Annotated in this window: 24 protein-coding genes and 1 pseudogene; 17 read left to right on the forward strand and 8 right to left on the reverse strand. The window is 55.7% G+C overall.

Annotated features, from left to right (window positions below; all coding sequences use genetic code 11):
- The 12 genes and pseudogenes from urtB (at position 1) to ureC (ending at position 10,006) form a co-directional block, all read left to right on the forward strand.
- Positions 1–1,575 carry an urea ABC transporter permease subunit UrtB gene (gene urtB, locus BJF95_RS12245; protein ID WP_075640309.1) on the forward strand — a complete coding sequence of 525 codons (1,575 nt, stop codon included), beginning with the start codon at positions 1–3 and terminating at the stop codon, positions 1,573–1,575.
- Positions 1,572–2,723, forward strand: coding sequence for an urea ABC transporter permease subunit UrtC (urtC, locus tag BJF95_RS12250; RefSeq protein ID WP_075639739.1), 1,152 nt, complete (start codon positions 1,572–1,574; stop codon positions 2,721–2,723). The genes urtB and urtC overlap by 4 nt, the downstream gene beginning before the upstream one ends.
- Entirely contained in the window at positions 2,720–3,475 is a 756-nt protein-coding gene (gene urtD, locus BJF95_RS12255; RefSeq protein ID WP_075639740.1) for an urea ABC transporter ATP-binding protein UrtD, read from the forward strand. The genes urtC and urtD overlap by 4 nt, the downstream gene beginning before the upstream one ends.
- Before the next feature lies 1 nt (position 3,476).
- Positions 3,477–4,172: an urea ABC transporter ATP-binding subunit UrtE gene (gene urtE, locus BJF95_RS12260; RefSeq protein ID WP_075639741.1), complete on the forward strand. Its 696-nt coding sequence runs from the start codon at positions 3,477–3,479 to the stop codon at positions 4,170–4,172.
- Positions 4,173–4,247: 75 nt separating this feature from the next.
- Entirely contained in the window at positions 4,248–5,450 is a 1,203-nt protein-coding gene (locus BJF95_RS12265) for a CE1 family esterase (RefSeq protein ID WP_075639742.1), read from the forward strand.
- Positions 5,451–5,528: 78 nt separating this feature from the next.
- Entirely contained in the window at positions 5,529–6,296 is a 768-nt protein-coding gene (locus BJF95_RS12270) for an urease accessory protein UreD (RefSeq protein WP_083638833.1), read from the forward strand.
- Positions 6,297–6,335: 39 nt separating this feature from the next.
- Positions 6,336–6,638 carry an urease subunit gamma gene (locus tag BJF95_RS12275; protein ID WP_070149744.1) on the forward strand — a complete coding sequence of 101 codons (303 nt, stop codon included), beginning with the start codon at positions 6,336–6,338 and terminating at the stop codon, positions 6,636–6,638.
- A 4-nt stretch (positions 6,639–6,642) separates the two neighbouring features.
- A complete protein-coding gene (locus tag BJF95_RS12280) occupies positions 6,643–6,897 on the forward strand; it encodes a DUF1272 domain-containing protein (RefSeq protein WP_075639744.1) in 255 nt (84 codons plus the stop codon).
- A 17-nt stretch (positions 6,898–6,914) separates the two neighbouring features.
- Positions 6,915–7,220 carry an urease subunit beta gene (locus tag BJF95_RS12285; RefSeq protein ID WP_075639745.1) on the forward strand — a complete coding sequence of 102 codons (306 nt, stop codon included), beginning with the start codon at positions 6,915–6,917 and terminating at the stop codon, positions 7,218–7,220.
- Positions 7,217–7,621, forward strand: coding sequence for a lysozyme inhibitor LprI family protein (locus BJF95_RS12290; RefSeq protein ID WP_075639746.1), 405 nt, complete (start codon positions 7,217–7,219; stop codon positions 7,619–7,621). Before BJF95_RS12285 ends, BJF95_RS12290 begins: the two co-directional genes overlap by 4 nt.
- A 13-nt stretch (positions 7,622–7,634) precedes the next feature.
- Positions 7,635–8,258, forward strand: a pseudogene (locus BJF95_RS12295) (glycosyltransferase family 29 protein); the annotation flags it as partial.
- A gap of 35 nt (positions 8,259–8,293) precedes the next feature.
- Positions 8,294–10,006 carry an urease subunit alpha gene (gene ureC / locus BJF95_RS12300; RefSeq protein ID WP_075639748.1) on the forward strand — a complete coding sequence of 571 codons (1,713 nt, stop codon included), beginning with the start codon at positions 8,294–8,296 and terminating at the stop codon, positions 10,004–10,006.
- A gap of 59 nt (positions 10,007–10,065) precedes the next feature.
- Here ureC and BJF95_RS12305 read toward each other — a convergent pair whose 3' ends face one another.
- On the reverse strand, positions 10,066–11,283 hold the full coding sequence (locus BJF95_RS12305; RefSeq protein WP_075639749.1) for a glycosyltransferase family 4 protein: 1,218 nt from the start codon (positions 11,281–11,283) through the stop codon (positions 10,066–10,068).
- On the opposite strand from BJF95_RS12305, the gene BJF95_RS24075 reads away from it, so the two are divergent.
- The 5 genes from BJF95_RS24075 to ureG all read left to right on the forward strand — a co-directional run bounded on the left by BJF95_RS24075 (position 11,282) and on the right by ureG (position 14,324).
- Complete coding sequence (locus BJF95_RS24075; RefSeq protein ID WP_175577250.1) at positions 11,282–11,428, forward strand: hypothetical protein; 147 nt, start codon at positions 11,282–11,284, stop codon at positions 11,426–11,428. The two genes, BJF95_RS12305 and BJF95_RS24075, sit on opposite strands and share 2 nt — an antisense overlap.
- A 442-nt stretch (positions 11,429–11,870) precedes the next feature.
- On the forward strand, positions 11,871–12,407 hold the full coding sequence (locus tag BJF95_RS12310; RefSeq protein ID WP_075640310.1) for a peroxiredoxin: 537 nt from the start codon (positions 11,871–11,873) through the stop codon (positions 12,405–12,407).
- 158 nt (positions 12,408–12,565) lie between these two features.
- Positions 12,566–13,018, forward strand: coding sequence for an urease accessory protein UreE (ureE, locus tag BJF95_RS12315; protein ID WP_075640311.1), 453 nt, complete (start codon positions 12,566–12,568; stop codon positions 13,016–13,018).
- Between the two features lie 6 nt (positions 13,019–13,024).
- Positions 13,025–13,696 (forward strand): urease accessory protein UreF, encoded by a 672-nt coding sequence (locus BJF95_RS12320; protein ID WP_075639750.1) that lies wholly within the window; start codon positions 13,025–13,027, stop codon positions 13,694–13,696.
- 16 nt (positions 13,697–13,712) lie between these two features.
- Complete coding sequence (gene ureG, locus BJF95_RS12325; protein WP_075639751.1) at positions 13,713–14,324, forward strand: urease accessory protein UreG; 612 nt, start codon at positions 13,713–13,715, stop codon at positions 14,322–14,324.
- A gap of 216 nt (positions 14,325–14,540) precedes the next feature.
- On the opposite strand, the gene BJF95_RS12330 is transcribed toward ureG, so the two are convergent.
- The 7 genes from BJF95_RS12330 to BJF95_RS12360 form a co-directional block, all read right to left on the reverse strand.
- Positions 14,541–15,230: a Crp/Fnr family transcriptional regulator gene (locus BJF95_RS12330; RefSeq protein ID WP_083638800.1), complete on the reverse strand. Its 690-nt coding sequence runs from the start codon at positions 15,228–15,230 to the stop codon at positions 14,541–14,543.
- 542 nt (positions 15,231–15,772) lie between these two features.
- A complete protein-coding gene (locus BJF95_RS12335; RefSeq protein ID WP_075639753.1) occupies positions 15,773–19,060 on the reverse strand; it encodes an efflux RND transporter permease subunit in 3,288 nt (1,095 codons plus the stop codon).
- Positions 19,061–19,072: 12 nt separating this feature from the next.
- A complete protein-coding gene (locus BJF95_RS12340; RefSeq protein ID WP_075640312.1) occupies positions 19,073–20,269 on the reverse strand; it encodes an efflux RND transporter periplasmic adaptor subunit in 1,197 nt (398 codons plus the stop codon).
- 278 nt (positions 20,270–20,547) lie between these two features.
- Positions 20,548–21,540 carry an ABC transporter substrate-binding protein gene (locus tag BJF95_RS12345; RefSeq protein ID WP_075639754.1) on the reverse strand — a complete coding sequence of 331 codons (993 nt, stop codon included), beginning with the start codon at positions 21,538–21,540 and terminating at the stop codon, positions 20,548–20,550.
- A gap of 44 nt (positions 21,541–21,584) precedes the next feature.
- Positions 21,585–22,454, reverse strand: coding sequence for an ABC transporter permease (locus tag BJF95_RS12350; RefSeq protein ID WP_075639755.1), 870 nt, complete (start codon positions 22,452–22,454; stop codon positions 21,585–21,587).
- Positions 22,451–23,326 (reverse strand): ABC transporter permease, encoded by an 876-nt coding sequence (locus tag BJF95_RS12355; RefSeq protein WP_075639756.1) that lies wholly within the window; start codon positions 23,324–23,326, stop codon positions 22,451–22,453. Before BJF95_RS12355 ends, BJF95_RS12350 begins: the two co-directional genes overlap by 4 nt.
- Positions 23,323–23,793, reverse strand: coding sequence for an endonuclease domain-containing protein (locus tag BJF95_RS12360; RefSeq protein WP_245297309.1), 471 nt, complete (start codon positions 23,791–23,793; stop codon positions 23,323–23,325). Before BJF95_RS12360 ends, BJF95_RS12355 begins: the two co-directional genes overlap by 4 nt.
- Positions 23,794–23,907: the final 114 nt, after the last annotated feature.

The following is a 23,907-nucleotide window of genomic DNA, read 5'->3' on the forward strand; positions in this document are numbered from 1 at the left end:
ATGCTGGCTTTTGGCCTTTCGGTGGCCCGTGCCGATGATGACCCAGTAAGCCTGATCAAGGCCCTTGGCACAGCCGACTTCGCACAAGCCGAAAAAATCATCGATGCTTTGGGCAAGACCGGCAATATCAAGCTGGTGCCAGCCCTTGAAGCCCTGAGCGGCGGTGATCTTTATGCCCGCAAAGCAGACGGTGCCGTGTTCATCACCAAATCCGCAGGTGGCAAGCTGGCCCTGATTGATCCCATCACCGGCGCAGACGCCGGGCAGGAAGCCAAGGCGGCAATGGTGAAGATCAGGATCAATAACAGTTTGCGCCGTGCCATTCGCTCTGCCCAGGGTGGTTTGACCCTTCTCAGCCCCGATCGTGCTGTGCGGCTCAGCGCTGCCGATGCATTGCTGAAGGCTCCGAGCGAAGAGAATCTGGAATTGCTGGACACGGCTCTTGCCAAGGAAAAGGATGGCGAGGTCAAAAAGCTTCTGGTGCAGGCACAAGCTGTGTCGCTTCTCACCTCCAGCCGCCCGATTGATGAAAAACGTGCTGCCATCAAGGTCATTCGTGGTCTTGGCGGGCAAGATGCTCTTTCCATTCTGGGCAATGCGGCCCAAACCGCCGATCCAGCCTTGAAGGGCGATATTGATGCCGCCATTGCCTCGCTCACACATGAAGCAGCACTTTGGAACTCGGCCCAGAATATCACCTATGGCATTTCGCTTGGCTCTGTTTTGCTGCTGGCCGCCATTGGTCTGGCCATCACCTTCGGCGTCATGGGCATTATCAACATGGCGCATGGCGAAATGGTCATGCTGGGGGCTTACTCCACCTTTGTGGTGCAGCAGGTGATCCGGGCGCACGCGCCGGGCCTGTTTGAATGGTCCTTGGCCTTTACGCTGCCGGTGGCCTTTATCGTCACGGCTGGCTTTGGTCTGGTGATCGAGCGGCTTGTGATCCGCTTTCTCTATGGTCGCCCGCTGGAAACCCTGCTGGCCACATGGGGCATCTCCTTGATGCTGCAACAATTGGTGCGCTCTATCTTCGGCCCCACCAATCAGGAGGTTTCCAACCCTGTGTGGATGTCCGGCTCCTTTGCTCTGGGGGGCTTGACCATCACCTGGAACCGGTTGTGGATTCTGGCCTTTTCGCTGGCCGTATTTTTCGCGCTTTTGATGTTGTTGAAGCGCTCGGCCTTTGGCTTGCAAATGCGGGCCGTGACCCAAAATCGCCGCATGGCGTCTTCCATGGGCATTCGCACCCCTTGGGTCGATGCGTTCACCTTCGCGCTCGGCTCCGGCATTGCCGGCATGGCGGGCGTGGCGCTTTCGCAGATTGATAATGTGTCACCCAACCTTGGCCAAAGCTACATTATCGACAGTTTCATGGTCGTGGTGTTTGGCGGCGTTGGTAATCTCTGGGGTACATTGGTGGGGGCGTTTTCGTTAGGGATTCTCAACAAGTTCCTCGAGCCTTACGCCGGTGCCGTGCTTGGCAAAATCCTCGTGCTTGTTCTCATCATCCTGTTTATCCAGAAGCGGCCGCGCGGTCTCTTCGCACTCAAGGGAAGGGCGGTGGAGGCATGATCACCTCGTTTTTGTTGCGCTCGCTGGATCGTAAAATCTTGATTGCCATTGGCCTGCTGTTGGTGCTGGCCATCATCGTACCGGTTCTCAGCCTGGCGGTGCCGGAAGGAAGCGCCCTGCATGTGCCCACCTATCTGGTGGCGCTGTTTGGCAAATATCTCACCTATGCCATGCTGGCCTTGGCGCTGGATCTGGTCTGGGGCTTTTGCGGCATTCTCTCGTTGGGCCATGGCGCGTTTTTTGCGCTCGGCGGCTATGCCATGGGCATGTATCTGATGCGCCAGATTGGCCCGCGTGGGGTCTATGGCGACCCAATCCTGCCCGATTTCATGGTGTTTTTGAACTGGAAAACCCTGCCATGGTTCTGGCACGGCTTTGATATGTTCTGGTTTGCGGCCTTGATGGTGTTTGTAGCACCCGGCCTGCTGGCCTTTGTGTTTGGCTGGTTTGCCTTCCGCTCCCGCGTCAATGGCGTCTATCTGTCGATTATCACGCAGGCCATGACCTATGCGCTGCTGCTGGCCTTTTTCCGCAACGATATGGGCTTTGGTGGCAACAATGGTCTGACGGATTTCAAAGACATTCTTGGCTTTAACATTCAGGCCGATGGCACTCGCGCCGCCCTGTTTGCCATCACCGCTGTGACCCTTGCGCTCTCTCTCATGCTGGCCTCCGCCATCGTCCGTTCCAAATATGGCAAGGTGCTGGTGGGCATCCGCGATGCCGAAAGCCGCACCCGCTTTCTGGGCTATCGGGTCGAGCATATGAAGCTCTTCACCTTCGTGGTGTCGGCTATGATGGCTGGCGTTGCCGGCGCGCTCTATGTGCCGCAGATCGGCATTATCAACCCCGGCGAATTTGCCCCTGCCAATTCTATCGAAGTGGTGATCTGGACAGCCGTGGGTGGCCGCGCAACGCTGATTGGCCCGATTATCGGTGCCATCCTTGTCAATGGTGGCAAAACCATCTTCACCGGCCTGTTCCCCAATGCCTGGCTGTTTGCACTGGGCGGTTTGTTTGTACTGGTCACGCTGTTTTTGCCCAAGGGCATTGTTGGCACGGTTGCCCAACTCTGGGGCCGTCGTAAGGAATATCGGGATGCGGCAGAAGCCGAGATTGCCCATAAAACCGCAGAGGTGAAGCCATGAGCGATAAAACCACCAGCAGCCTTTTGTATCTCGATGGCGTCTGCGTTTCATTTGATGGCTTCAAGGCACTGAATTCGCTGTCCTTCGTGGTGGAGCCCGGCGAGCTTCGCGCCATCATCGGTCCCAACGGGGCAGGCAAAACTACGATGATGGACATCATCACCGGCAAAACCCGGCCCGATAGCGGCGAAGTGTTTTTTGATGGCGGCAAGGTTGACTTGACCAAGCGCGATGAGGCCGAAATTGCCCAACTCGGCATTGGCCGCAAATTCCAAAAACCCACAGTGTTTGAGAGCCACACCGTGTGGGACAATCTCGAACTGGCGCTGAACAAGCCGCGCGGGGTGTTTTCTACGCTGTTTTACCGCATGAGTGCACAAGATCGCGAGCGGATCGACAATATTCTCGAAACTGTTCGCCTGACCCACCGCAAGAATGATCTCGCCGCCAATCTCAGCCACGGCCAAAAGCAATGGCTGGAAATCGGTATGTTGCTGGCGCAGGAGCCAAAACTGCTGCTGGTGGATGAGCCGGTGGCGGGCATGACCGATGCAGAAACGGCGGAAACCGCCATTCTCCTGCGTGAAATTGCCAAGACCCGATCAGTCGTGGTGGTCGAGCACGATATGGGTTTTATCCGCGATCTGGGCGTGAAAGTGACCTGTCTGGCTGAAGGTTCGGTGTTGGCCGAAGGCTCGATTGATTTTGTCTCCAACGATCAGCGCGTGATCGAGAATTATCTGGGGCGGTGATATGCTGACAGTTGAAAACGTCAATCTTCATTACGGTGCCGCGCAAGCCTTGCGCTCGGTCAGCTTGAATGCCCCCATGGGCAAAATCACCTGCGTTTTGGGTCGAAACGGCGTGGGCAAAAGCTCGCTGCTGCGGGCCATCACCGGCCAGCATCCGGTATCGGGCGGCACGGTGAGTTTTGATGGCAAGAGCCTCAACGGCATGGCCCCTTTTAACCGCGCCCGACAAGGCGTTGGCTATGTGCCGCAAGGGCGCGAGATTTTTCCGCTGCTGTCCGTGAAGGAAAATCTGGAAACCGGCTTTGCACCGCTAAAGCGCAAGGACCGCACCATTCCCGATGACATTTTCAGCCTGTTTCCGGTGCTGGAGAGCATGTTGGCGCGGCGCGGCGGCGATTTGTCGGGCGGCCAGCAGCAGCAATTGGCCATTGGCCGGGCCATGGTGACACGGCCGAAAATTCTGGTGCTGGATGAGCCAACAGAGGGCATTCAGCCATCGATCATCAAGGATATTGGCCGGGCTATTCGCTATTTGCGCGATTCCACCGGCATGGCGATTTTGCTGGTGGAGCAATATCTGGATTTTTGTCGTGAGCTGGCAGACCATGTTTATATCATGGATCGCGGAGAAATTGTGCATCAAGGGGCGGCTGAAACCCTTGATACGCCTGAGGCCCGGCGGCATTTGACTGTTTAAGGATGTATTTGAGGTTTCTCTTGAAGCTGCAATTCTATGTGATAATTTCCCCGCGCGGCAATTAGGGAAAACTGGATGACACGGAATGGCGTTTTGGGCCTGCGGCGCGCGGGTTTTGTACCGGGTTTGGCACCCGCTTCGGTATTGAGTGCATGTGGGGTGTTGTTTGTGTGCCTGACTGGTCTTGTCGGTCCCGCCATGGCGGCTTCCGGCTGCGGCCTGACCGTGCGGGCCGGGGTGCAGGAGCTTTCGTTTGAGTCCGATGGCTTGAAGCGGAGGGTATTTGTGTTTGTACCGGCAAGCTATACTGCCAAAAGCAAGGTGCCGGTGGTGTTTGATCTGCACGGTTCCAACAGTTTTCCCAAAGCGCAGATGGAGCGCAGCGGCTGGCCTGATGTTGCCCGCGAAAACGGCTTTCTCGTTGTGGCCCCTGAGGGTGGACTAACGGGTAAGCTGCCGGACACGCATGCCTGGAATGTACCCGGTGTCACCCCCGGCGATGGCCCGGATGATGCGGAATATCTCAGCGAGGCCGTTTCGCAGGTCAAAGCCAATTTCTGTGTGGATGAGACCCGGCTTTATGCCTCCGGCTATTCGGGCGGCGGGCGCATGCTGTCGCAATATATTTGCAACGGCAATCGCGATTTTTCGGCAGCCGGTTTTGTTATGAGCCTTCGGGCGGGCTATCCAAAGCAGGTGCAGCAGGGGCAGGCAAAAGGAAAATGGTTGCCTGATCCGCAGAGCTGCCATCCTGCACAGCCCGTGTCGATCATTGCTTTTTGGGGATTGAAAGATAACACCAACCCCTACATTGGCGGTGGCAAGCCTTATTGGCAATATAGTGGCCAGACGGCGCTGAACCGTTGGGCCGAGCTGGATGGATGTGAAGGCTCGGAATCCATCGTTAAGGGTGCAAAAATTTCGTCGGCGACCTATGAGCGCTGCAAGGGTGGTGCAAAAATTGTGTCCTATACCATTGCCGGGCAAACGCATGATTGGCCAGACCGCACGGTCGGATTTTCTCTGGCCTCTATTGGTGGCAAAGGCCCGGTCGAGAAAGCGACAGAGCCGATGTATGCGGCAAAGCGGATGTGGGCCTTTTTTAACGCACGCGGTGGCGATTTGATGGCCAAGGTGGGAGCCAAGGATATTTGCGCCGATGGTGCAAAAAACGGTGCCGGTGTGGCCAGCGCCGCCTGTGCGGCGGTGTTGAAAACCAACACCAAAGCCGTGGACGATACGGATTCGCTTGCCATGGGCGCGCGCCTCTCGCGCTGATATGAAGGAGCCAGCGTGCAATCAGCCATAAGCAGCAGGCCGCAACGTGCCTTTGGGCGCGGGCGGCTTGAAACCAAGATGCTGGATGGAAAAACGCGGCTTGCCACTTTTTTCCAGGAAGGCTGCGCCAAGATCCGCATGCCTCAGAGTTTTGATGGCCGTATGGAAGCGGTGTTGATCAATTCATCAGGTGGCCTGACCGGCGGTGACCGCTTAAGCTGGGCATTTGGGGCCTCTGCAGGCTCGCATCTGACCTTGACCACCCAAGCTTGCGAGAAAATCTACAAGGCATCCAGCGATACGGCAGAGGTGACAACCCACATTGAGGTTGGCGCTGATGCGGTGGTGCATTGGCTGCCGCAGGAATCGATTTTGTTTGATCAGGCATCCTTGAGCCGCAAGCTGGAGGTGGATCTGCATGAAACATCTGAATTTCTGGCGGTTGAGGCGATCTTGCTGGGCCGCAAAGCCATGGGCGAAAGCGTGAATTCCGGCATGGTGCGTGACCGCTGGCGCATTCGCCGCGCGGGCAAGCTCATTCATGCCGAAGAGCTGGCACTGTCGGGCCCAGTGCAGGACATCTCTGCTGAAAAAGCGGTGCTTGATGGCCATGTGGCCTTTGCCACGCTGCTCTATGTCGGGTCAAAAGCGGAATCGCATCTGGCAACCGTGCGCAGCGTGATGGATGCCCAGAACGGGCAGGGTTTAGCAGGCACAAGCCTATGGAATGACAAGCTGATTGCCCGTTTTATGAGCAGCGACGGATTTCGTTTAAGAAAATTGCTTATCCCGGTCATTTCGGCCTTGCGCGCGGGCGCGTCTGTGCCGAAAGTCTGGACTCTGTAACCACGCGATTTTAAACACAGGATTTGTTGGGGACCACGCATGAATCTGTCGCCAAGAGAAAAAGACAAGCTGCTGATTTCCATGGCTGCCATGGTGGCGCGGCGCAGACTGGAGCGCGGCGTCAAGCTCAACTACCCCGAAGCCATTGCACTGATTTCGGATTTTGTGGTCGAAGGTGCGCGCGATGGCCGGGCTGTGTCGGAGTTGATGGAGGCTGGTGCCCATGTCATCACCCGCGATCAGGTGATGGAGGGCATTGCCGAAATGATCCATGATGTGCAGGTGGAAGCCACATTTCCCGATGGCACCAAGCTGGTGACCGTTCACGAACCGATAAGGTAAGCCGATGCTGGCGCTTCGACCCAATTGCGAATGCTGCGACCGTGATTTGCCGCCCGACAGCCGGGATGTGGTGATCTGCAGCTTTGAATGCACCTTCTGCACCGATTGCGCTCATGACAAGCTTGGCGGCTTTTGCCCCAATTGCGGTGGCGAGCTGGTGCGCAGACCCATTCGCCCGGCAGCTAAGCTTGCCAACAACCCGCCATCCACTGTTCGTATTCTCAAGGCAGAGGGCTGCGCGCCTTCCAACGCCGCCTGAATTATGGGAGAGACAGAATGAAACCCGGTGAAATCATTGCTGCCAGCGGCGAGATCGAGTTGAATGCCGGCCTGCCGACGGTGAGGATTGAGGTCGAAAATTCCGGCAATCGCCCGGTGCAGGTGGGCAGTCACTACCATTTTTATGAAAGCAATGCGGGCCTATTGTTTGAGCGGGAAAAAGTGCGCGGCATGCGGCTGGATATTCCGGCGGGCACGGCGGTGCGCTTTGAGCCGGGGCAGAAGCGTGAAGTGACGCTGGTGCCGCTTGCCGGCAGCCGCGAGGTCTATGGCTTTCGCCAGAAGGTGATGGGCAAGCTATGAGATTGGCATTAGCGATTTTGGCCTGTCTCGTCGTGAGCGCCGGTTCTGCCTATGCAGTGGGTCCGAAGTTGAATTGCCAAGACCCTCAGACGCAAGCCGAAATGACCCAATGCGCGGGCGATGAATTCGATGCGGCCGACAAGGCGTTGAACGCCCAATGGAAGCTGACCCGCGCCGCGTTGGTGGAAACCGATGCCAATCTGGACGCCGACCAAAAGGGCGCGGAAAAAGCGCTTTTGAAAGGTCAGCGGGCCTGGATTGATTATCGGGATGGGCAATGCGAGGCTGAGGGCTTCTCCGTTCGCGGCGGCACGATGGAGCCGATGATGGTGGCCTCTTGCAAGGCGCGATTGACGGAGCTGCGCACCAAGGAGCTAAAATCTCTGGCCGAGCCGCAGTGATCAGGTCGAGGCAGAAAACACGATGACGCGAACGATCATGATTGTCGGCAATGGTGATATTGAGCAAAGGGTGGCCCAGCGCATTGATGGCGCTGATATGGTCATCCGCTTCAATGGGTCGCGCAATTTTAACCGTGCGGGCAGCCGCACCGATGTGGTGGCCGTATGCAACACTGGCCGTCCGGCCAAGGCCATGGTGCAGAATGAAGCGTGGCGCGACAGCGTGCCAGTCAAGGATTGCCGGGCAATCTGGTCGGTGCGCGATGGGCAAAAATTTCAGCGGATCAAGCCGGATGTGCTGGCATGTTTTCCTGAGTTGATTGATTTTTTTGATGATTATACCGAAGCGTTTGCGGAGTTTGCGTTATCGAGGGGCAAGGAGCACGTGGTGTTGCCTGCCGCGCTGCATGATGCGGTTGATGCTGAACTCGCCACGTTTCAGCCCGCGCCTTATGTGGTGCCATCCTCTGGTTTGATGGTGATGGCGTATCTTCTTAATGATCCGGCCTTTGTCGGAGATGAAATTGCCTTTGCCGGCTTTTCGCATCAGGGATGGGATGGCCATCCCTTTGAGGCGGAGCGGCAATTGGTGAATGCCTATGTGAGTGCAGGGCGCCTGACGCGCCTTGCTGCCTGAATTTTTGCCGCCTGATTTCGAAGGAGTCTGACCTCATGTCTTACAAGATGTCCCGCGCTGCTTATGCCAGCATGTTTGGTCCGACCACGGGCGATAAGGTGCGGCTGGCCGACACCGAATTGTTTATCGAGGTCGAAAAAGACTTCACCCATTATGGCGATGAAGTGAAATTCGGCGGCGGCAAGGTGATCCGTGATGGCATGGGCCAATCTCAGGTTACGCGCGCCCAAGGTGCTGTGGACACCGTCATCACCAATGCTTTGATTGTTGATCACTGGGGCATTGTCAAAGCCGATATCGGATTGAAAGACGGGCGCATCGTGGCGATTGGCAAGGCGGGCAACCCCGATACGCAGCCGGGTGTTGATATTATTGTTGGTCCCGGCACGGAAGCCATTGCCGGTGAGGGCAAGATTGTCACGGCTGGCGGCATGGATAGCCACATCCATTTCATCTGCCCGCAACAGATTGAAGAAGCCCTGATGAGCGGCATCACCTGCATGCTGGGCGGCGGCACAGGCCCGGCTCATGGCACGTTGGCCACCACCTGCACACCGGGACCATGGCATATTGCAAGGATGATCGAGGCCGCCGATGCCTTCCCGATGAACCTTGCCTTTGCGGGCAAGGGCAATGCCTCGCTTCCCGGCGCGCTGGTGGAGATGGTGCTGGGGGGAGCATCCTCGCTGAAACTGCATGAAGACTGGGGCACAACACCGGCCGCCATTGATTGCTGCCTCAGCGTTGCTGACGAATACGATGTGCAGGTGATGATCCACACCGACACATTGAACGAGAGTGGCTTTGTGGAAGACTCGGTGAGTGCCATCAAGGGCCGCACCATCCATGCCTTTCACACCGAAGGGGCGGGCGGTGGCCATGCGCCGGATATTATCAAAATCTGTGGCCAGCCGAATGTCATTCCATCGTCCACCAACCCAACCCGGCCTTATACCATCAACACGCTGGCCGAACATCTGGACATGCTGATGGTCTGCCATCACCTCAGCCCGTCGATTCCGGAAGACATTGCCTTTGCCGAAAGCCGTATTCGCAAGGAAACCATTGCCGCCGAAGACATTTTGCACGATATCGGCGCGTTTTCGATCATCTCATCCGACAGTCAGGCCATGGGCCGTGTGGGCGAAGTGGCGATCCGCACCTGGCAGACCGCCGACAAGATGAAGCGCCAGCGCGGACGTTTGCCGTCCGAGATCGGCGAAAACGACAATATGCGGGTGAAGCGCTACATTGCCAAATACACCATCAACCCGGCCATCGCCCATGGCTTGAGCCATGAAATCGGCTCGATTGAAATTGGCAAGCGTGCCGATCTGGTGATCTGGAATCCGGCGTTTTTCGGCGTCAAGCCGGATATGGTGCTGATGGGTGGCTCGATTGCGGCCGCCCCGATGGGCGATCCGAATGCCTCGATTCCAACCCCGCAGCCAGTGCATTACCGCCCGATGTTTGGTGCCTATGGCAAGGCGCGCACCAATTCATCGGTGACGTTTGTGTCTCAAGCCTCGCTGGATGCGGGCCTTGCGCAAAAGCTCGGCGTTGCCAAGCAATTGCTGGCGGTGAAAAACACTCGTGGCGGCATTTCCAAGAGATCGATGATCCACAATGATCTGCTGCCCGAGATCGAGGTGGACCCGGAAACCTATGAAGTGCGCGCCGATGGTGAATTGCTGACTTGTGAGCCAGCCACCGTGCTGCCGATGGCGCAGCGGTATTTCTTGTTTTAGAGCCTGCCAGATTGAGATGCCGTCAGGGAAAGCTCAGTTCCACTTTTCCCTGACGAATTCTATGCGCGGTTGTGAGCGCGCGCTATAGGCCGGTGGCTGCGGCCGTTCCTGAACGTGTTCAGCGCATCCACATAATACTCGTCCCAGAATACGGTGGCATCCTGGGATGAAAACATCGATTTCGCCGTCTCATAGGCGGCTTGTCGCATCGCCTTATAGCGGTTTTGGTCGCCCATGATGGTGACGATTTCGCTTAAAGCGCTGTGCGCCAAGCGCTCAATTTCGCGGGCGTGAATCTCTGCAAATTCAGAGGTTGAGCGATCGTCGGCAATATGTTTCCATTCGCCAATGTCGGTGGTGTCCATCGGCAGCAGAATGCCGTTTTTCTGATGCTGGATGAATTCCGGCAAGGCTCCTTGGGCGGTGCCGATTACCGGCACGTAATTGGCCTCGGATTCAATCACGCTATAGCCAAATGTGTCGCAAAAGGTGGTGAGCAGCGAAAAATGCGCGTTGCGCAAGATTTTCAACACCTCGCTATTGGGAATATTTTGCACATGGCGCACGTTGGGTAGCGCTAGCAATTTGCGGTAGCGGTCGAAATAGCCCGGCTCAAGCGGATCGGTCCACGAGGCCTGGCCGACCTCAACGGTGGAGACAATATCCACCTCCAGCGGAATTCCCTGTTCCAGTGCCAGTTCTGCCATGCGCACCCCAACACAGCCGCCTTTTCTGGCAAAGTGATTGCCAACAAACACGACACGAATGGGGTATTGCTCATCTTCGGTGTAACGGTCGGCGCGATCTTCAATGACCATATTGGGATAACGCAGGAAGAGCTTGTGTTTCAATTGGTCGAAAGACGGATGATCCTTGTGGGAGGTGAGAAAAATACGGCGGGCATGTTCGGAAATGGCCCCGATGCCAACGCAGCGATCACTCAGCAGTTGACGCATCATGAAGCGATAAAAGCGCGATTGCTCTATGCCAAAACCTCGAGGCATATGGGATTCAAACGACATGACAAACGGCGTGGTGCCCAAGGGAATTCGATTAAAGGCGTGCACAAGATCAAACTTGCGCACCGGCACGGGCGACAGAACAGTAACGCCTTCCAGCTTTTCCGAGATATAGTTCATCGGCACAAAGTTGCGTGTTTCAATCCTGTGTCTGGTGTGGCGAGGCGAGTTGAAACGCCATGGATAGCGGGTTGGCGCAAGCACTGAAAGGGTTGGCTTTGCACTCTGTCCGGCCTGTCCTTTGGTAGGAGGCACCATGGCCTGGTTGCCTGAAACCGAGTTTTTTATCAATGAGGGCTGCCGCCTTGGGAAGCCGCCCTTCAAAACCTGGGTCATGGTTTATTCCTCTGACTTGACCGGTGCGCTCAACATCCCATTCGGGTGGGTGAGCATCCAGAAGTGAATTTCAACCTAAACTGTGGTCGATAAGTCGATAACGAAGCTTCCTACATATGTATATTAAAACATGTATCACCGTTTCTATGCAATATTTTAGTTTATTTTAAGACGGCATAGGGTTTTCACTATATGCTCTGTATCGATGGTGAAATTCTTGAAGCCTAACGTCTGGCTTAGGGGGGAGGTTCCCTCAATGCTGTTTTTTAGTGATTTATCCGCTCTCTATATTTCTCACCTGTGGTAATATATTCGCTCCACGCGAATGCTCCGGCTCTTTCGGCAGGAGGCGCTATCATATGCTGCAAGTGCATGGCTGCCATGCGTCAGCGCAATGGACCGTGTTTTATGCTGCGTTGCACGCGGTTTTGCGCTATTGCGAAAAGGGAATGCTGTTGCTGTCGCTTGACAGCGCCGGCCTATTCTTTGCGGTTAAGGAGATCATGATGATTATTGGCAGAAAAGTGCCCAACGTAACATTTCGCACGCGCGTTCGCGACGAAGCTGTTGGCGGCCCAAACCCATTTCGCTGGCAGGATCTGACCTCGGACGATTACTTCAAGGGCAAGAAGGTCGTTTTGTTTTCGCTGCCCGGCGCGTTCACACCAACATGCTCGACCTACCAATTGCCTGATTTTGAAAAGCTTTACAGCGAGTTCAAGGCTGAGGGCGTGGACGAGATCTATTGCATCTCGGTCAATGATGCTTTCGTCATGAATGCCTGGGGCAAGAGCCAGGGTCTGGAAAACGTCAAGCTGATTCCAGATGGTTCTGGCGAATTTACCCGCAAGATGGGTATGTTGGTGGCCAAGGATAATCTCGGCTTTGGCATGCGCTCCTGGCGCTACGGTGCCGTGATCAACGATGGCGTTGTTGAGCAATGGTTTGAAGAAGAAGGCTATTCGGACAATTGCGATAGCGATCCCTATGGCGTGTCGTCGCCGCAGAATATTCTGGAAAAGCTGAAGGAAAAGAAAGCAGCCTGATTTCAGGCTACATGCTTTTTGACAAGCCACGTGTCAGCAAGATACGTGGCTTTTTTGTTGACATGATCAGGCTCTGTGAAGCGACGCTATACGGCATTTGCCGGTTGCGCGATGCTGCTATTTTATGCAAAGTCGGCTTCTGCTTATTTGGAGTGCCTATGCTGCGCGTCACCTCATTCATTCCCGCCCAAGAGGCGTTTGATAGCCCCACCTCCACCGTTGTTTTGCCCCATGCTGATCGGCATTTGCGGCGCAAATTGCTGCATCTTACTGACGGTGAAATGGTGATGCTGGACCTGAAAGAAGCGGTTCTCTTTGCCGATGGCGACCGACTGGTGCTGGACAACGGCGATCAGGTCGAGGTCAAGGCGGCAGAAGAGCGGCTCTATCAGGTCACGCCGAAAGACACTCAGCATTTGCTGGAACTGGCGTGGCATATGGGCAATCGGCATTTGCCAGCGCAGATCGAGCTGAACCGTATTCTCATTGCCCGCGATCCGGTGATCCGCACCATGCTGGAAGGCTTGGGCGCAGAGGTCAGCGAAGTGGTGGAGCCATTTCAGCCGGTGCGCGGGGCCTATCACAGCCATGGCGGCCACGGGCATTCCTGATTGCCCATGGCCGATTCTTTAACAACGCAAGGCCTGTTGCGGCTTGTCACCTGGTTGTCGCCTGCTTTTCCGGTGGGCGGTTTTGCCTATTCATCCGGTTTGGAAAAAGCGGTTGAAGATGGATTGGTGCGCGATCAGCCAGGCCTTCTTGCATGGCTCAATTCGCTTTTGCATCACGGCGCAATCTGGAATGATGCGGTGCTGCTGGCTGAGGCCTGGCGCAGTTATGATGAGCGCTTGAGGCTGGAGGCGGTTGCGGAATTGGCGCTGGCCTTGGCGGGTTCAAAAGAGCGTTATCTGGAAACCGTGGCGCTTGGCTCGGCCTTTCGTGAGGCCGCGCAGGCGTGGCCCAGCCCGGTTTTGGCTTGGCTTTCCGGTGCTGTGGCCTATCCGGTCGCGGTCGGAGCAATTTCGGCCTCGCACGCCATCAGCTGTGAGGCGACGTTGGCCGCTTATCTGCATGCAGCAGTATCTCAACAGGTGTCGGCGGGCATTCGCCTTGGGCTGATGGGCCAAAGCCAGGGTGTGGCACTGCTGGCCGCATTGGAAAACGCCATTGAACAGGTGGCAGCTAAGGCGGCTCTGAGCACGCTGGATGATTTGGGCGCGGCCACGGTTGCGGCCGAGATTGTCTCTGCCCGGCACGAGATGCAAGCGAGCCGGTTGTTTCGCTCATGAATAAAAAGGGAAAAGCATGAAATCCGCGAATGGTCCATTGCGTGTTGGAATTGGTGGTCCCGTTGGTTCGGGCAAAACGGCGCTGACAGAAAAGCTGTGCAAAGCCATGCGTGAGCACTATTCGGTGGCCGTTGTCACCAACGATATTTACACCCGTGAAGATGCCGATGCGCTGATCCGTATGCAGGCGCTGTCGTCTGATCGGGTGGTGGGTGTAGAAACGGGTGGCTGTCCGCACACGGCCATTCGCGAAGATGCATCGATCAATCTACAGGCCATTGCTGGCCTGAATGAACGCATTCCCGATCTCGATGTGATCTTTATTGAATCTGGCGGCGACAATCTGGCTGCAACCTTTTCGCCTGATTTGGCCGATGTGACGATTTATGTGATTTCGGTCTGTCAGGGCGAGGAAATTCCGCGCAAAGGCGGGCCAGCCATCACCCGATCCGATCTTCTGGTGATCAACAAGAAAGACCTCGCACCCTATGTCGAGGTGGATCTGGACGTGATGGATCGCGATGCGCGGCGCATGCGCGAGGCAAGGCCGCATGTATTTTCAGATTTGAAGCGCGGCGAGGGCGTTGCCGAGATTGTCGATTTTCTCAAAGGCGTGGGCGGGCTTTAGAGTTTGTCAGGGAAAAGTGGAACCCGGTTTTCCCGAAAAGACAAACGAAAACAAAAGAATCTAGAGTCTGTCTGGTTCAATCTGAACCTGACAGACTCTAGGCGGAACTGGCTTTAAATATATTGTCCAGTTCCGCCCACCTCGTGCCGCGATATAACTCTTTGTTTTTGCGCATTTCCGGACGGAAAACCGCTACACACTTTTCCTGGAAATGCTCTAGATTTGCCGAAGGGCGCTGACGTCTTCAATCTGGATCATGCGCCCGCGCACGGTCACGCCGGAGTGGCGCAAGGAAGAGAAGGCGCGGGAGAGGGCTTCCGGGGCAAGGCCCAGTTTTCCGGCCAGCAGGCTCTTTTGAAAGGGCAGGCGAATGGATGCGGCACCCATGGCCGACTGGCAATTTTCCAGCAAATATTGCGCAACCCGCTGCGGTGCGGTTTGCAGCCGGTCATTGGCAATGCAGGCCATGGTGCGGCGCAAATCGTTGGACAGGCAGTGAATAATGGCGCAGGCGATATCATGCTCCTGCTCGGCCAATTGGCGCACCTTTTGCAGGTTGAACCGGGCGATGGTGATGTTTTCGGCTGCCTGCGCGTTATAATCATAGCTGTCACCGGTGGTGAGCAGGCATTCGCCAAAGGTGTCGCCTGCTCCGCAAACGCGGATGTCGGCTTCGCGACCATCCTTGTTCAAACGATAAAGGCGCACATAGCCCGACAACACGCTGTAAAAGCAATCGGCCGGATCACTCTCGCGAAAGAGAATATCGCGGGATTCAAAGCTCAAAACACTCGCCGACGCCAGCATTTTAACCAGGGAAGACGGTGTCAGGTCTGCCATGAGCGGCGACCTCACCAAAATGTTCCGATCACGATTGTTCAAATTCAAAACCTTGTTCACGGCCAGATGGCTCCTCTTGATACAGTGCTGCTGGCTGGTTCTGTTATCCCCACAGCTCTGTAAGCCTTAAATCTCGTGCAACGTGTCATCCGAATATGAGCGCTGTGAACACCTCTTGCGTTGGGTAAGACGCAAAGATGACGCTCTCAGCTCCGTGTTCGAGTTTGCCAGATCAGAAAAATCGGCGACCGCCTTTTCCTGACAAACTCTTCTCTATCGGGGTTCGTTGCTTGAAGGCTAATGTATGGTGTTTGCAAAAAATTGGTTTGATTTCGATCAAATAATAAAAAATCGCGTGATTTGCCTTCTAGAGACTGTCTGGTTCAGATTGAACCAGACAGTCTCTAGACTCCTTTGCTTGAGTTTGTCTTTTCGGGAAAACCGGATTCCACTTTTCCCTGACAAACTCTATCGTGTCAGATCATGCCGTGGCTTTTGCGGATAGGGTTAGGGTTTATCAGGCAAAAGCGCAATCCGGCTTTTCCGAATGGGTGAATAAAAACAAGGGAATAGAGAGTCTATCTGGTTCAGTCTCAATCTGACAGACTCTAACTTGACCTCCATTTCGATGGGGAGTTCGCACCGCTCTCCAGCCGGTCAATACGCGTTTCCAGCCCGTTCACCTGTGTCGATAATGTCTGCTGGTGGAGGGTGAGGGCGGCATTGTCCAGGGATTCCAGCTCAACCTCCTTGGGGCCAATGAAGCGGCTGAAAAGCCTGCCCAGCAGACGCGAAAGATCGTCCATGATCAGGAAGAACGACGGCACCACCACAAGGCTCATGATGGTGGAGGTGATGATGCCGCCAATCACGGCAATGGCCATGGGCGCGCGGAAGGAACCGCCTTCGCCAACACCAAGCGCCGATGGCAGCATGCCTGCCGACATGGCGATGGAGGTCATGATAATCGGTCGTGCGCGCTTTCGCCCTGCATCAATCATGGCGGATATGCGATCCAGACCTTGATGGCGCATCTCCACGGCAAAATCCACCAGCAGAATGGCATTTTTGGTAACAATGCCCATCAACATCAAAATACCAATCAACACCGGCATGGATAAGGAGTTTCCGGTGAAAATCAGCGCCAGTGCCACCCCGCCTATGGCCAGCGGCAGGGAGAACAGAATGGTAAAGGGCTGAATCACATCCTTGAACAGCAGGATCAACACCGTCAGCACCAGCAGCAGGCCCAAAAGCATGGCATTGATGAAACTGGCAATCATTTCATTTTGCACTTTGGTGTCGCCGGTTTCTACCAACCGTACGCTGGCCGGTATCTTGGCCTCCGCGACGGCCTGCTTGAAGGCCGTGGTTGCCGTGTCCAGCGCCACACCTTGCGGCAGATCGGCCCCGATGGAAACCACCCGGTTGCGATGGTTGCGTTTGATGGAGCTGACGCCCTGGGTGTAATCAATCCTGGCAACGCTGGAGAGCGGCACCATGGAGCCATCGGCCGTCGCAATCTTGATGGCGCGGATGGCCGATAAATTGCGGCGCATGGTCAGATCGGTCTGCACGCGAATGGGGATCTGGCGATCATCCAGCGAGATTTTTGGCAATCGCGCATCAATATCGCCAATGGTGGCGACGCGAATGGTTTCGGAAATCTGCTGGGCTGTGATGCCAAGACGCGCCATTTCATCGCCCTTGGGCTGCACCTGCAATTCGGGGCGGGGCAGGGAGCCATCGGCGCTGACATTGGCCAGAACCGGCACGGTGCGCAACTTGGCTTCGAGAATGGCGATGGCGTCTTGCAGGTCGGCTTCATTGTTGGACAGGAAGTAGAAAGCCATGTCGCGCTGGCCACGATCATTCAGCTTTTGCACGCGAATGTCTGGAATCGATCGCAGCTTGGCAAACACCAGTTTTTCCACATCCCATTGCGGGATTGTCCGTCCATTCATCTGCATTTTGGGAAGATAAGGACCAATCAACGGCAGGTCGCCAAACAGTTTGTTGACCACTGTTTTAACCAGAGAATGCTCGATCTTGTACAATTGCAGCGAAACAGCCGCCCGCCGCAATTCCAGATCGCCGGTGGGCGATGTGCCGCCCTGCACAAAAACGCTCTCAACGCCATCCACGTCTTTCAACGCGGCATAAATGTCGCGCGCGCGGCGCTCTGTATCCTGCAAGGTCGCGCTGGGCGGCAGTTCCACCGACAAGGAGATGAGGCCTGAGTCGTCGGGCGGAATGAAGCTGCTGGGTACCCGCAGCAACATAACGACCGAGCCAATTAGAAAAATCAACGCCACCAAAAGCGTTGCGTAGCGATAATACCAGGTGCTGGTGGTGAAGCGGATCAAGCGCGTATAGAAGCGCATGATGCGCCCCTCGCTCGCGTGCTCATCATCATGGCCGTCTTCAGCCCGCATCAGATAGGCGGCCATCATCGGCGTTATCAGCCGCGCCACCAGCAGCGAAAACAGCACGGAAAAGGCGACCGTGAGGCCAAACTGAATGAAATACTGGCCGGGAATGCCCGGCATGAAGGACACCGGCACAAAAACGGCAATGATGGTGAAAGTGGTGGCAATCACCGCAAGGCCAATTTCATCGGCGGCCTCAATGGCGGCGCGATAGGGCGTTTTGCCCATTTTGATATGGCGGGCGATATTTTCAATCTCGACAATCGCATCATCGACCAGAATGCCAGTGGCCAATGTCAGGGCCAGAAAGCTGATCAGATTGAGCGAAAAGCCCATCATATCCATCACCCAAAAGGTGGGGATGGCGGAAAGCGGTAGCGCAATGGCCGAAATCAGAGTTGCGCGCCAATTGCGCAGAAACAAAAACACCACGATGATGGCCAAAAGTGCGCCTTCGAGCAAAGTGTCGATGGCCGCCGTATAATTGCCGAGGGTGAAATAAACGAAATCGTTGATCAGCGTGATCGAAACACCGGGATTTTGAGCGCGCACCTCATTGAGGCTTTTGGCCACAGTCTCGGCCACCGACACTTCGGACGCACCCTTGGCGCGATACACCGAGAAACTGACGACCTGCTGGTTATCAAACAGGGCAAACGACACCGGCTCTTTATAGGTGTCGGTGATGGTGCCGAGGTCGGATAATTTGACAAAACGATTGTTGGGCAAGGCAATGGTGGTGTTGGCAAGGGCCGCCACACTGCGGCTATCGCCCATGACGCGAATGGCTTGCTCGGTTCCGGCCACTTGGCCTCGGCCGGAACCCAGATCAACATTGGTGCTGCGCAACTGATTGTTGACACTGGATGCCGTGATGCCCAAGGCATTCAGCCTGTCCGGGTCAAGCTCAATGTGAACCTCGCGGTCAGCACCGCCCACCCGGTCAACCCGGCCAATGCCGCGCTGGCCCTGCAAGGCGCGTTTGACGGTATCGTCCACAAACCACGATAGCTCTTCCAGCGTCATATTGGGGGCAGAGACGGCGAAGGTCTGGATGGCCTGTCCCTCGACATCAATTTTTGCCACGATTGGCTCATCGACGGTCGCCGGCAAGTCACTTCGGATTTTATCAATCGCGTCCTTGACGTCTTGCACTGCCTGATTGGTGGGCACTTCCAGCCGAAAGACAACAGAGGTGACGGACATGCCATCGGTGACCCGCGACGATAGCTCGTCCACGCCATTGATCGAGGCCACCGCATCCTCGACCTCCTTGGTCACCTGCATTTCCAGCTCGGCCGGGGATGCGCCGCTCTGGGTCACGGTGATGGAGACAATGGGCACATCGATATTGGGAAACCGGGTGATTGGCAGCGCATTAAACGCCTGAATCCCCAGAACCATCAACAGAAAGAAGCCGAGCAAAGGGGCGATGGGATTGCGGATGGACCAGGCGGAGAAGTTCATGATCTTGCCCTATCAATTTGAAGCGGCATCGGTTTCACGAACCGGTCTGATATGGTCCCCGTCACGCACAAATGCACCCGCCTTGGCCACCACCAGATCACCGGGGGCCACGCCTTTTGTCACCAGCACCTCACCATTTTCGACGATGCCGGTCTCAATCGAGATTTTATGGACGACATTATCGCGAACAACATGGGTGATGCTGCCGGTTTTCGTGGTTTCGACAGCAGAAAGAGGCAACACCACGCCTTCGCCCGATGTGATGGTGATAACGGCGCTGGCATACATGCCCTGCTTGGCCAGATTGCTGTCATTGAGGGCGATATGCACCGAGCCCAACCGCGACGCGGCCTTGACCACGGGCGAGATCAGCCTGATTTTACCATCAATCGGTTTTGCAAGACCCGTCACGGTGATTTCGGCAGATTGGCCGACGCGCGTTTTCAAAATTTCATCTTCCGAGACATCAGCCACCAATTCCAGCTCGCCATCGCGCAAGATGGTGAAAAGCGGAGAACCGGAGCCAACCGCAATGGCACCAACGCGGGCATTGCGCGCCGTAATCAGGCCGCCAAACGGGGCCTTGATTTCGGTGCGGCTCAATTTCAGCTCAACATCGGCAATCTGGCTGTTGACAGATTTCAACTCGGCCTCGGCAATGGCAATGGCTTGTTCGGCATTGGCCACGCTGTTGCTGGCGTTGGTGGCAGCGGTTTCCAGCTTTTGCAACTCGGATGTCGACATGGAACCGCCGCTGGAGAGTGATTGGCCGCGCGCCAACTGCCGCTTGGCCTCAGCCTCATTGGTGTTGGCATCGCGCAATTGAATCTTGAATTGCGCCACGGACGCATTGGCCTTGGCCTGATTGGCCAGCAATTGCGCCTTTTGCAGTGTCAGGCTGCTGTCATCAATGGTTGCCAGAACCTGTCCGGCTTTCACGCTGTCGCCAACATCGGCCTTGAGCGTGTTGATGGCCAGCCCCTCCACCTGCGGCTGGACATAGATTTCTTCCACGGCTTCAATCGTGCCATTGGTCAGGATCTTATCGGTGAGGCGACCTTTATGGGCTTCAATCACCACAATGGCGGGATATTGTTTCTCACCCGTCTGATGTGCAGATGGTGGATTTTCAGATTGGGCAAATGCGGGATAAGCGATTGTTGCGCCGAGCAAGAGGCCCAGCAGACCAGTTGTTTTGAAAATGCTCACCCGTGTCGTTCCTCGAATAACGATTGCGCCAAGGCCAATCTTCAAAACAGCACGATCTGTCGAATATCGGTGCCCCTGTCTCCCTATACATCATTATATGATGTCAGTCTTATCAAATGCAAACAGGATTCGCATTGCGCGCAAACTCGCGCATTTGCAACCTTGTTTCCGTTTCTCCAGCGCCGCGCGCCATGTATCGCGCGACGCTATGTTACCAAAGCTGGCTTTTCGAGCATCCCTGCTTAAATCCCAAGTATTTAAGCAGGGACTAGGGGTGCCTATTTTAGCGCGGCATTGGTGATGTCGTGGGTGTAAGCGCCAACCGGCTCCTTGCTGATCACCGGATCAGAGCCGCCGCCCAACAAGGTCGCTACCGTGCGCTTGTAATCGGCATCATCCAAGGCACCGTTGGAGCCCGCGGTGAGCTTTGCCACTTCGCTCATCATCCGCTTCTGGTGCTTCTCTGTCTGCGCACCGGAGGCGTCATTTTCGAGCACAATCTCGGCTGCGGCATCGGTGTTCTTTTCAGCCCACTTCCAGCCCTTCATCGAGGCGCGCACGAATTTGACCATTTTCTCCTTGAAGGCCGGGTCTTTCAGCTTTGGTTCCAGCACATAGAGGCCGTCTTCCAGCGTTGCCACGCCTTCCTTCTCATAAGGGAAGGTGATCAATTCGTCTGGCTTGATGCCTGCATCAATCACCTGCCAATATTCGTTATAGGTCATGGTGGAAATGCAGGCGGCCTGCTTTTGCAACAGAGGATCGACGTTAAAGCCCTGTTTCAGCACTTTCACGCCATCCGGGCCGCCATCGGTTTTGATGCCCAGATGCGCCATCCACGACAGGAACGGATATTCATTGCCGAAGAACCACACGCCCAGTGTCTTGCCCTTGAAATCGGCAGGCGTCTTCACACCGCTTTCCTTGAGACAGGTCAGCATCATGCCCGAATGCTTGAACGGCTGGGCGATGTTGACCAGCGGCACGCCCTTTTCGCGGGTTGCCAAGGCCGATGGCATCCAATCGACAATCACATCGGCACCGCCGCCAGCCAACACTTGCGCAGGCGCAATGTCCGGGCCGCCGGGCTTGATATCAACATCAAGACCTTCTTCTTTATAAAAGCCCTTGTCCTTGGCAACGTAATAGCCGGCAAACTGGGCTTGGGTGACCCATTTCAGTTGCAGGGTCAGCTTGTCTGCTGCATGGGCCTGCACGGCCAGCATGGAAATGCCAGCAGCCATGAGCAGGGTGGTGATTTTGGTTTTCATTGTTGTTCCCCTTTTTGTTGATCATCGTGATTATCGAGTCAGTTTTATCGAGTCTGGCCACTGCGGACAGACGGATGCCAGAAGGTGACGGCTCTCTCCGTCAGCGCCACCAAACCATAAAAAACCGAGCCAGCCAGAGCCGCGACCGCGATTTCGGCCCAGACCATATCGACATTGCTGCGGCCAACCTCGGTTGAAATGCGAAAGCCCATGCCCACAATGGGTGTACCAAAAAATTCTGCCACAATTGCGCCAATCAGTGCCAGCGTTGAATTGATCTTCAGCGCATTGAAAATAAACGGCCAGGCAGCGGGCAGGCGCAGTTTGATCAAAGTCTGCCAAGGGCTTGCGGCATAGGTGTGCATCAAATCGCGCTCCATGCTGCTTGCTGCAGACAATCCCTGCACGGTGTTTACCAGCATGGGGAAGAAGGTCATGATCACCACCACGGCCACTTTGGATGGCCAATCAAAGCCAAACCACATGACCATGATGGGTGCGATGCCCACCACGGGCAGGGCCGAGACAAAATTGCCGATGGGCAGCAGCCCGCTTTTGAGAAAGGGCGAGCGGTCAATCAGCACCGCCACCACAAAACCAAGTCCGCAGCCAGCGACATAGCCGGTGAGCACGGATTTAAGGAAGGTTTGCTGAAAATCGGCCCAGAGTGTGGGTATTGAATGGATCAACCGCGTCCAGATCATGCTGGGGGCAGGCAGCAGGATGGACGGAATATCAAAGCCGCGCACCACGCATTCCCAGATCACCAAAAGTGTGATGCCAAACAGCAGCGGCACGGCAAGATCGGCTGCGCGCTGGTGTGTTGGGCTGGCAAAGTGCTGGCGCACCAGCCATTCATTGATAGCCCATGCCAAAAGCCAGAAAACGAGAGCAAAGATCAGATAGCCACTCATGCTTTGATCCCCATCCGTTTCAAAACAGTGCTGTGGGCGAGGCCCACAATGGCCACCAGAATGGCGGCAAGCCCTGCGGCCATGAAAAGTGCTGCCCAGATTTGCACCGTCTGGCCATAGTAAGAGCCGGATAACAAGCGTGCGCCCAGACCCGCAACCGCGCCGGTTGGCAATTCGCCGACAATGGCCCCCACCAGCGAGATGGCAATGGCGACTTTGAGAGAGGTAAACAGATAGGGCATGGCGGCAGGCATGCGCAGTTTCCAGAATGTCTGGGTGTTGCTGGCATAATAGGTGCGCATCAGATCAATCAAAATCGCATCGGGGCTGCGCAGGCCTTTGACCATGCCCACCACCACCGGGAAAAACGACAGATAAGTGGAAATCAGCGCTTTGGGCAAAAGGCCGGAAATGCCAATGGCGTTCAGCACCACGATGATCATCGGCGCGATAGCGATAATCGGGATTGTCTGGCTGGCAATCACCCACGGCATCAAAGATTTATCGATGGCGCGATTGTGCACAATGCCAATGGCCAGCAAAATGCCAAGCAATGTGCCCATGCCAAAACCCATCAGGGTCGCCGATAGCGTGATCCATGTGTGATAAACCAGACTGCGCTTGGAAGTGATGGGCTTATCGATGGTTGTTGCCCACAATTCCGCAATAATCTGATGCGGCGCGGGCAGGACCGGACGCTCCTGATTAAACGTCCGCTCGATCAATTGCGTGGTGGTAACGCTCTCCCCAGCACGGGCCGCCTGATCGCGCACAAAAGGCGCGTTGAGAATGACCACAAAGACATGCCAGATGATTAGGATGGCAAGAATTACGGTGAGGACGGGGAGGAGACGGGTGCGGAATGTGCTCATGGGGTTGCACCCTCTGACTTGAGAAATCTGCTTATGGCTGCCTCAAGGGTAATAAAAATATAGTCGGAATTATCCAACACCTGATCATTATCGAACCGAAGCACTTTGAAGCCTTGGCTCCGCAACCATGCATCTCTTTGTTTGTCGTGACGCCTGCCATCATTGGTTTCGTGGCTATGGCCATCGACTTCAATGATGATTTTGGCGGATAGCCAAGCAAAATCCGCAATATAGGGGCCGATCGGTGTTTCCCTGCGGAAGCGTGCCCCTCTCGGTCTGAAATCTCGGAGCAGATCCCACATTTCCTGTTCTGCTTTGGTCAATTCCCGACGCAGGGTTTGGGCACGGGTTCGGGTTTTGGGGTTTATGTTGGAATGGGCCATCAGGAGGGCTTTGGTTGGCGTTGCGTCCGTGGTTTTTTCCCCTCCCCAACCCCTCCCCACAAGGGGGAGGGGCTTTGGTGCCATGATCCCGCCTTGTGCTTTAGGTTGATGGATTGCGCTCTTTTGGGTGGCTACGAATTCGACCATATTTGTTTGGCGCAATAGGGTAGCGGCATCGTAGCCCCGCCCCCTTGTGGG

The organism is Rhizobium oryziradicis (assembly GCF_001939045.1).
GTDB classification, from domain to species: Bacteria; Pseudomonadota; Alphaproteobacteria; order Rhizobiales; family Rhizobiaceae; genus Allorhizobium; species Allorhizobium oryziradicis.

Excerpts from the sequence above, each read along its gene's own strand:
- urtB (WP_075640309.1), top strand. The coding sequence starts at position 1 with ATGCTGGCTTTTGGCCTTTCGGTGGCCCGTGCCGATGATGACCCAGTA.
- BJF95_RS12285 (WP_075639745.1), top strand. The coding sequence starts at position 6,915 with ATGAAACCCGGTGAAATCATTGCTGCCAGCGGCGAGATCGAGTTGAAT.
- BJF95_RS12275 (WP_070149744.1), top strand. The coding sequence starts at position 6,336 with ATGAATCTGTCGCCAAGAGAAAAAGACAAGCTGCTGATTTCCATGGCT.
- BJF95_RS12345 (WP_075639754.1), bottom strand. The coding sequence starts at position 21,540 with ATGAAAACCAAAATCACCACCCTGCTCATGGCTGCTGGCATTTCCATG.
- BJF95_RS12290 (WP_075639746.1), top strand. The coding sequence starts at position 7,217 with ATGAGATTGGCATTAGCGATTTTGGCCTGTCTCGTCGTGAGCGCCGGT.
- urtE (WP_075639741.1), top strand. The coding sequence starts at position 3,477 with ATGCTGACAGTTGAAAACGTCAATCTTCATTACGGTGCCGCGCAAGCC.
- BJF95_RS12265 (WP_075639742.1), top strand. The coding sequence starts at position 4,248 with ATGACACGGAATGGCGTTTTGGGCCTGCGGCGCGCGGGTTTTGTACCG.
- BJF95_RS12270 (WP_083638833.1), top strand. The coding sequence starts at position 5,529 with ATGCTGGATGGAAAAACGCGGCTTGCCACTTTTTTCCAGGAAGGCTGC.
- BJF95_RS12355 (WP_075639756.1), bottom strand. The coding sequence starts at position 23,326 with ATGAGCACATTCCGCACCCGTCTCCTCCCCGTCCTCACCGTAATTCTT.
- urtC (WP_075639739.1), top strand. The coding sequence starts at position 1,572 with ATGATCACCTCGTTTTTGTTGCGCTCGCTGGATCGTAAAATCTTGATT.
- ureE (WP_075640311.1), top strand. The coding sequence starts at position 12,566 with ATGCTGCGCGTCACCTCATTCATTCCCGCCCAAGAGGCGTTTGATAGC.
- BJF95_RS12280 (WP_075639744.1), top strand. The coding sequence starts at position 6,643 with ATGCTGGCGCTTCGACCCAATTGCGAATGCTGCGACCGTGATTTGCCG.
- BJF95_RS12335 (WP_075639753.1), bottom strand. The coding sequence starts at position 19,060 with ATGAACTTCTCCGCCTGGTCCATCCGCAATCCCATCGCCCCTTTGCTC.
- BJF95_RS24075 (WP_175577250.1), top strand. The coding sequence starts at position 11,282 with ATGGCCTGGTTGCCTGAAACCGAGTTTTTTATCAATGAGGGCTGCCGC.
- BJF95_RS12350 (WP_075639755.1), bottom strand. The coding sequence starts at position 22,454 with ATGAGTGGCTATCTGATCTTTGCTCTCGTTTTCTGGCTTTTGGCATGG.
- ureC (WP_075639748.1), top strand. The coding sequence starts at position 8,294 with ATGTCTTACAAGATGTCCCGCGCTGCTTATGCCAGCATGTTTGGTCCG.
- urtD (WP_075639740.1), top strand. The coding sequence starts at position 2,720 with ATGAGCGATAAAACCACCAGCAGCCTTTTGTATCTCGATGGCGTCTGC.
- BJF95_RS12360 (WP_245297309.1), bottom strand. The coding sequence starts at position 23,793 with ATGGCACCAAAGCCCCTCCCCCTTGTGGGGAGGGGTTGGGGAGGGGAA.
- ureG (WP_075639751.1), top strand. The coding sequence starts at position 13,713 with ATGAAATCCGCGAATGGTCCATTGCGTGTTGGAATTGGTGGTCCCGTT.
- BJF95_RS12320 (WP_075639750.1), top strand. The coding sequence starts at position 13,025 with ATGGCCGATTCTTTAACAACGCAAGGCCTGTTGCGGCTTGTCACCTGG.
- BJF95_RS12305 (WP_075639749.1), bottom strand. The coding sequence starts at position 11,283 with ATGGTGCCTCCTACCAAAGGACAGGCCGGACAGAGTGCAAAGCCAACC.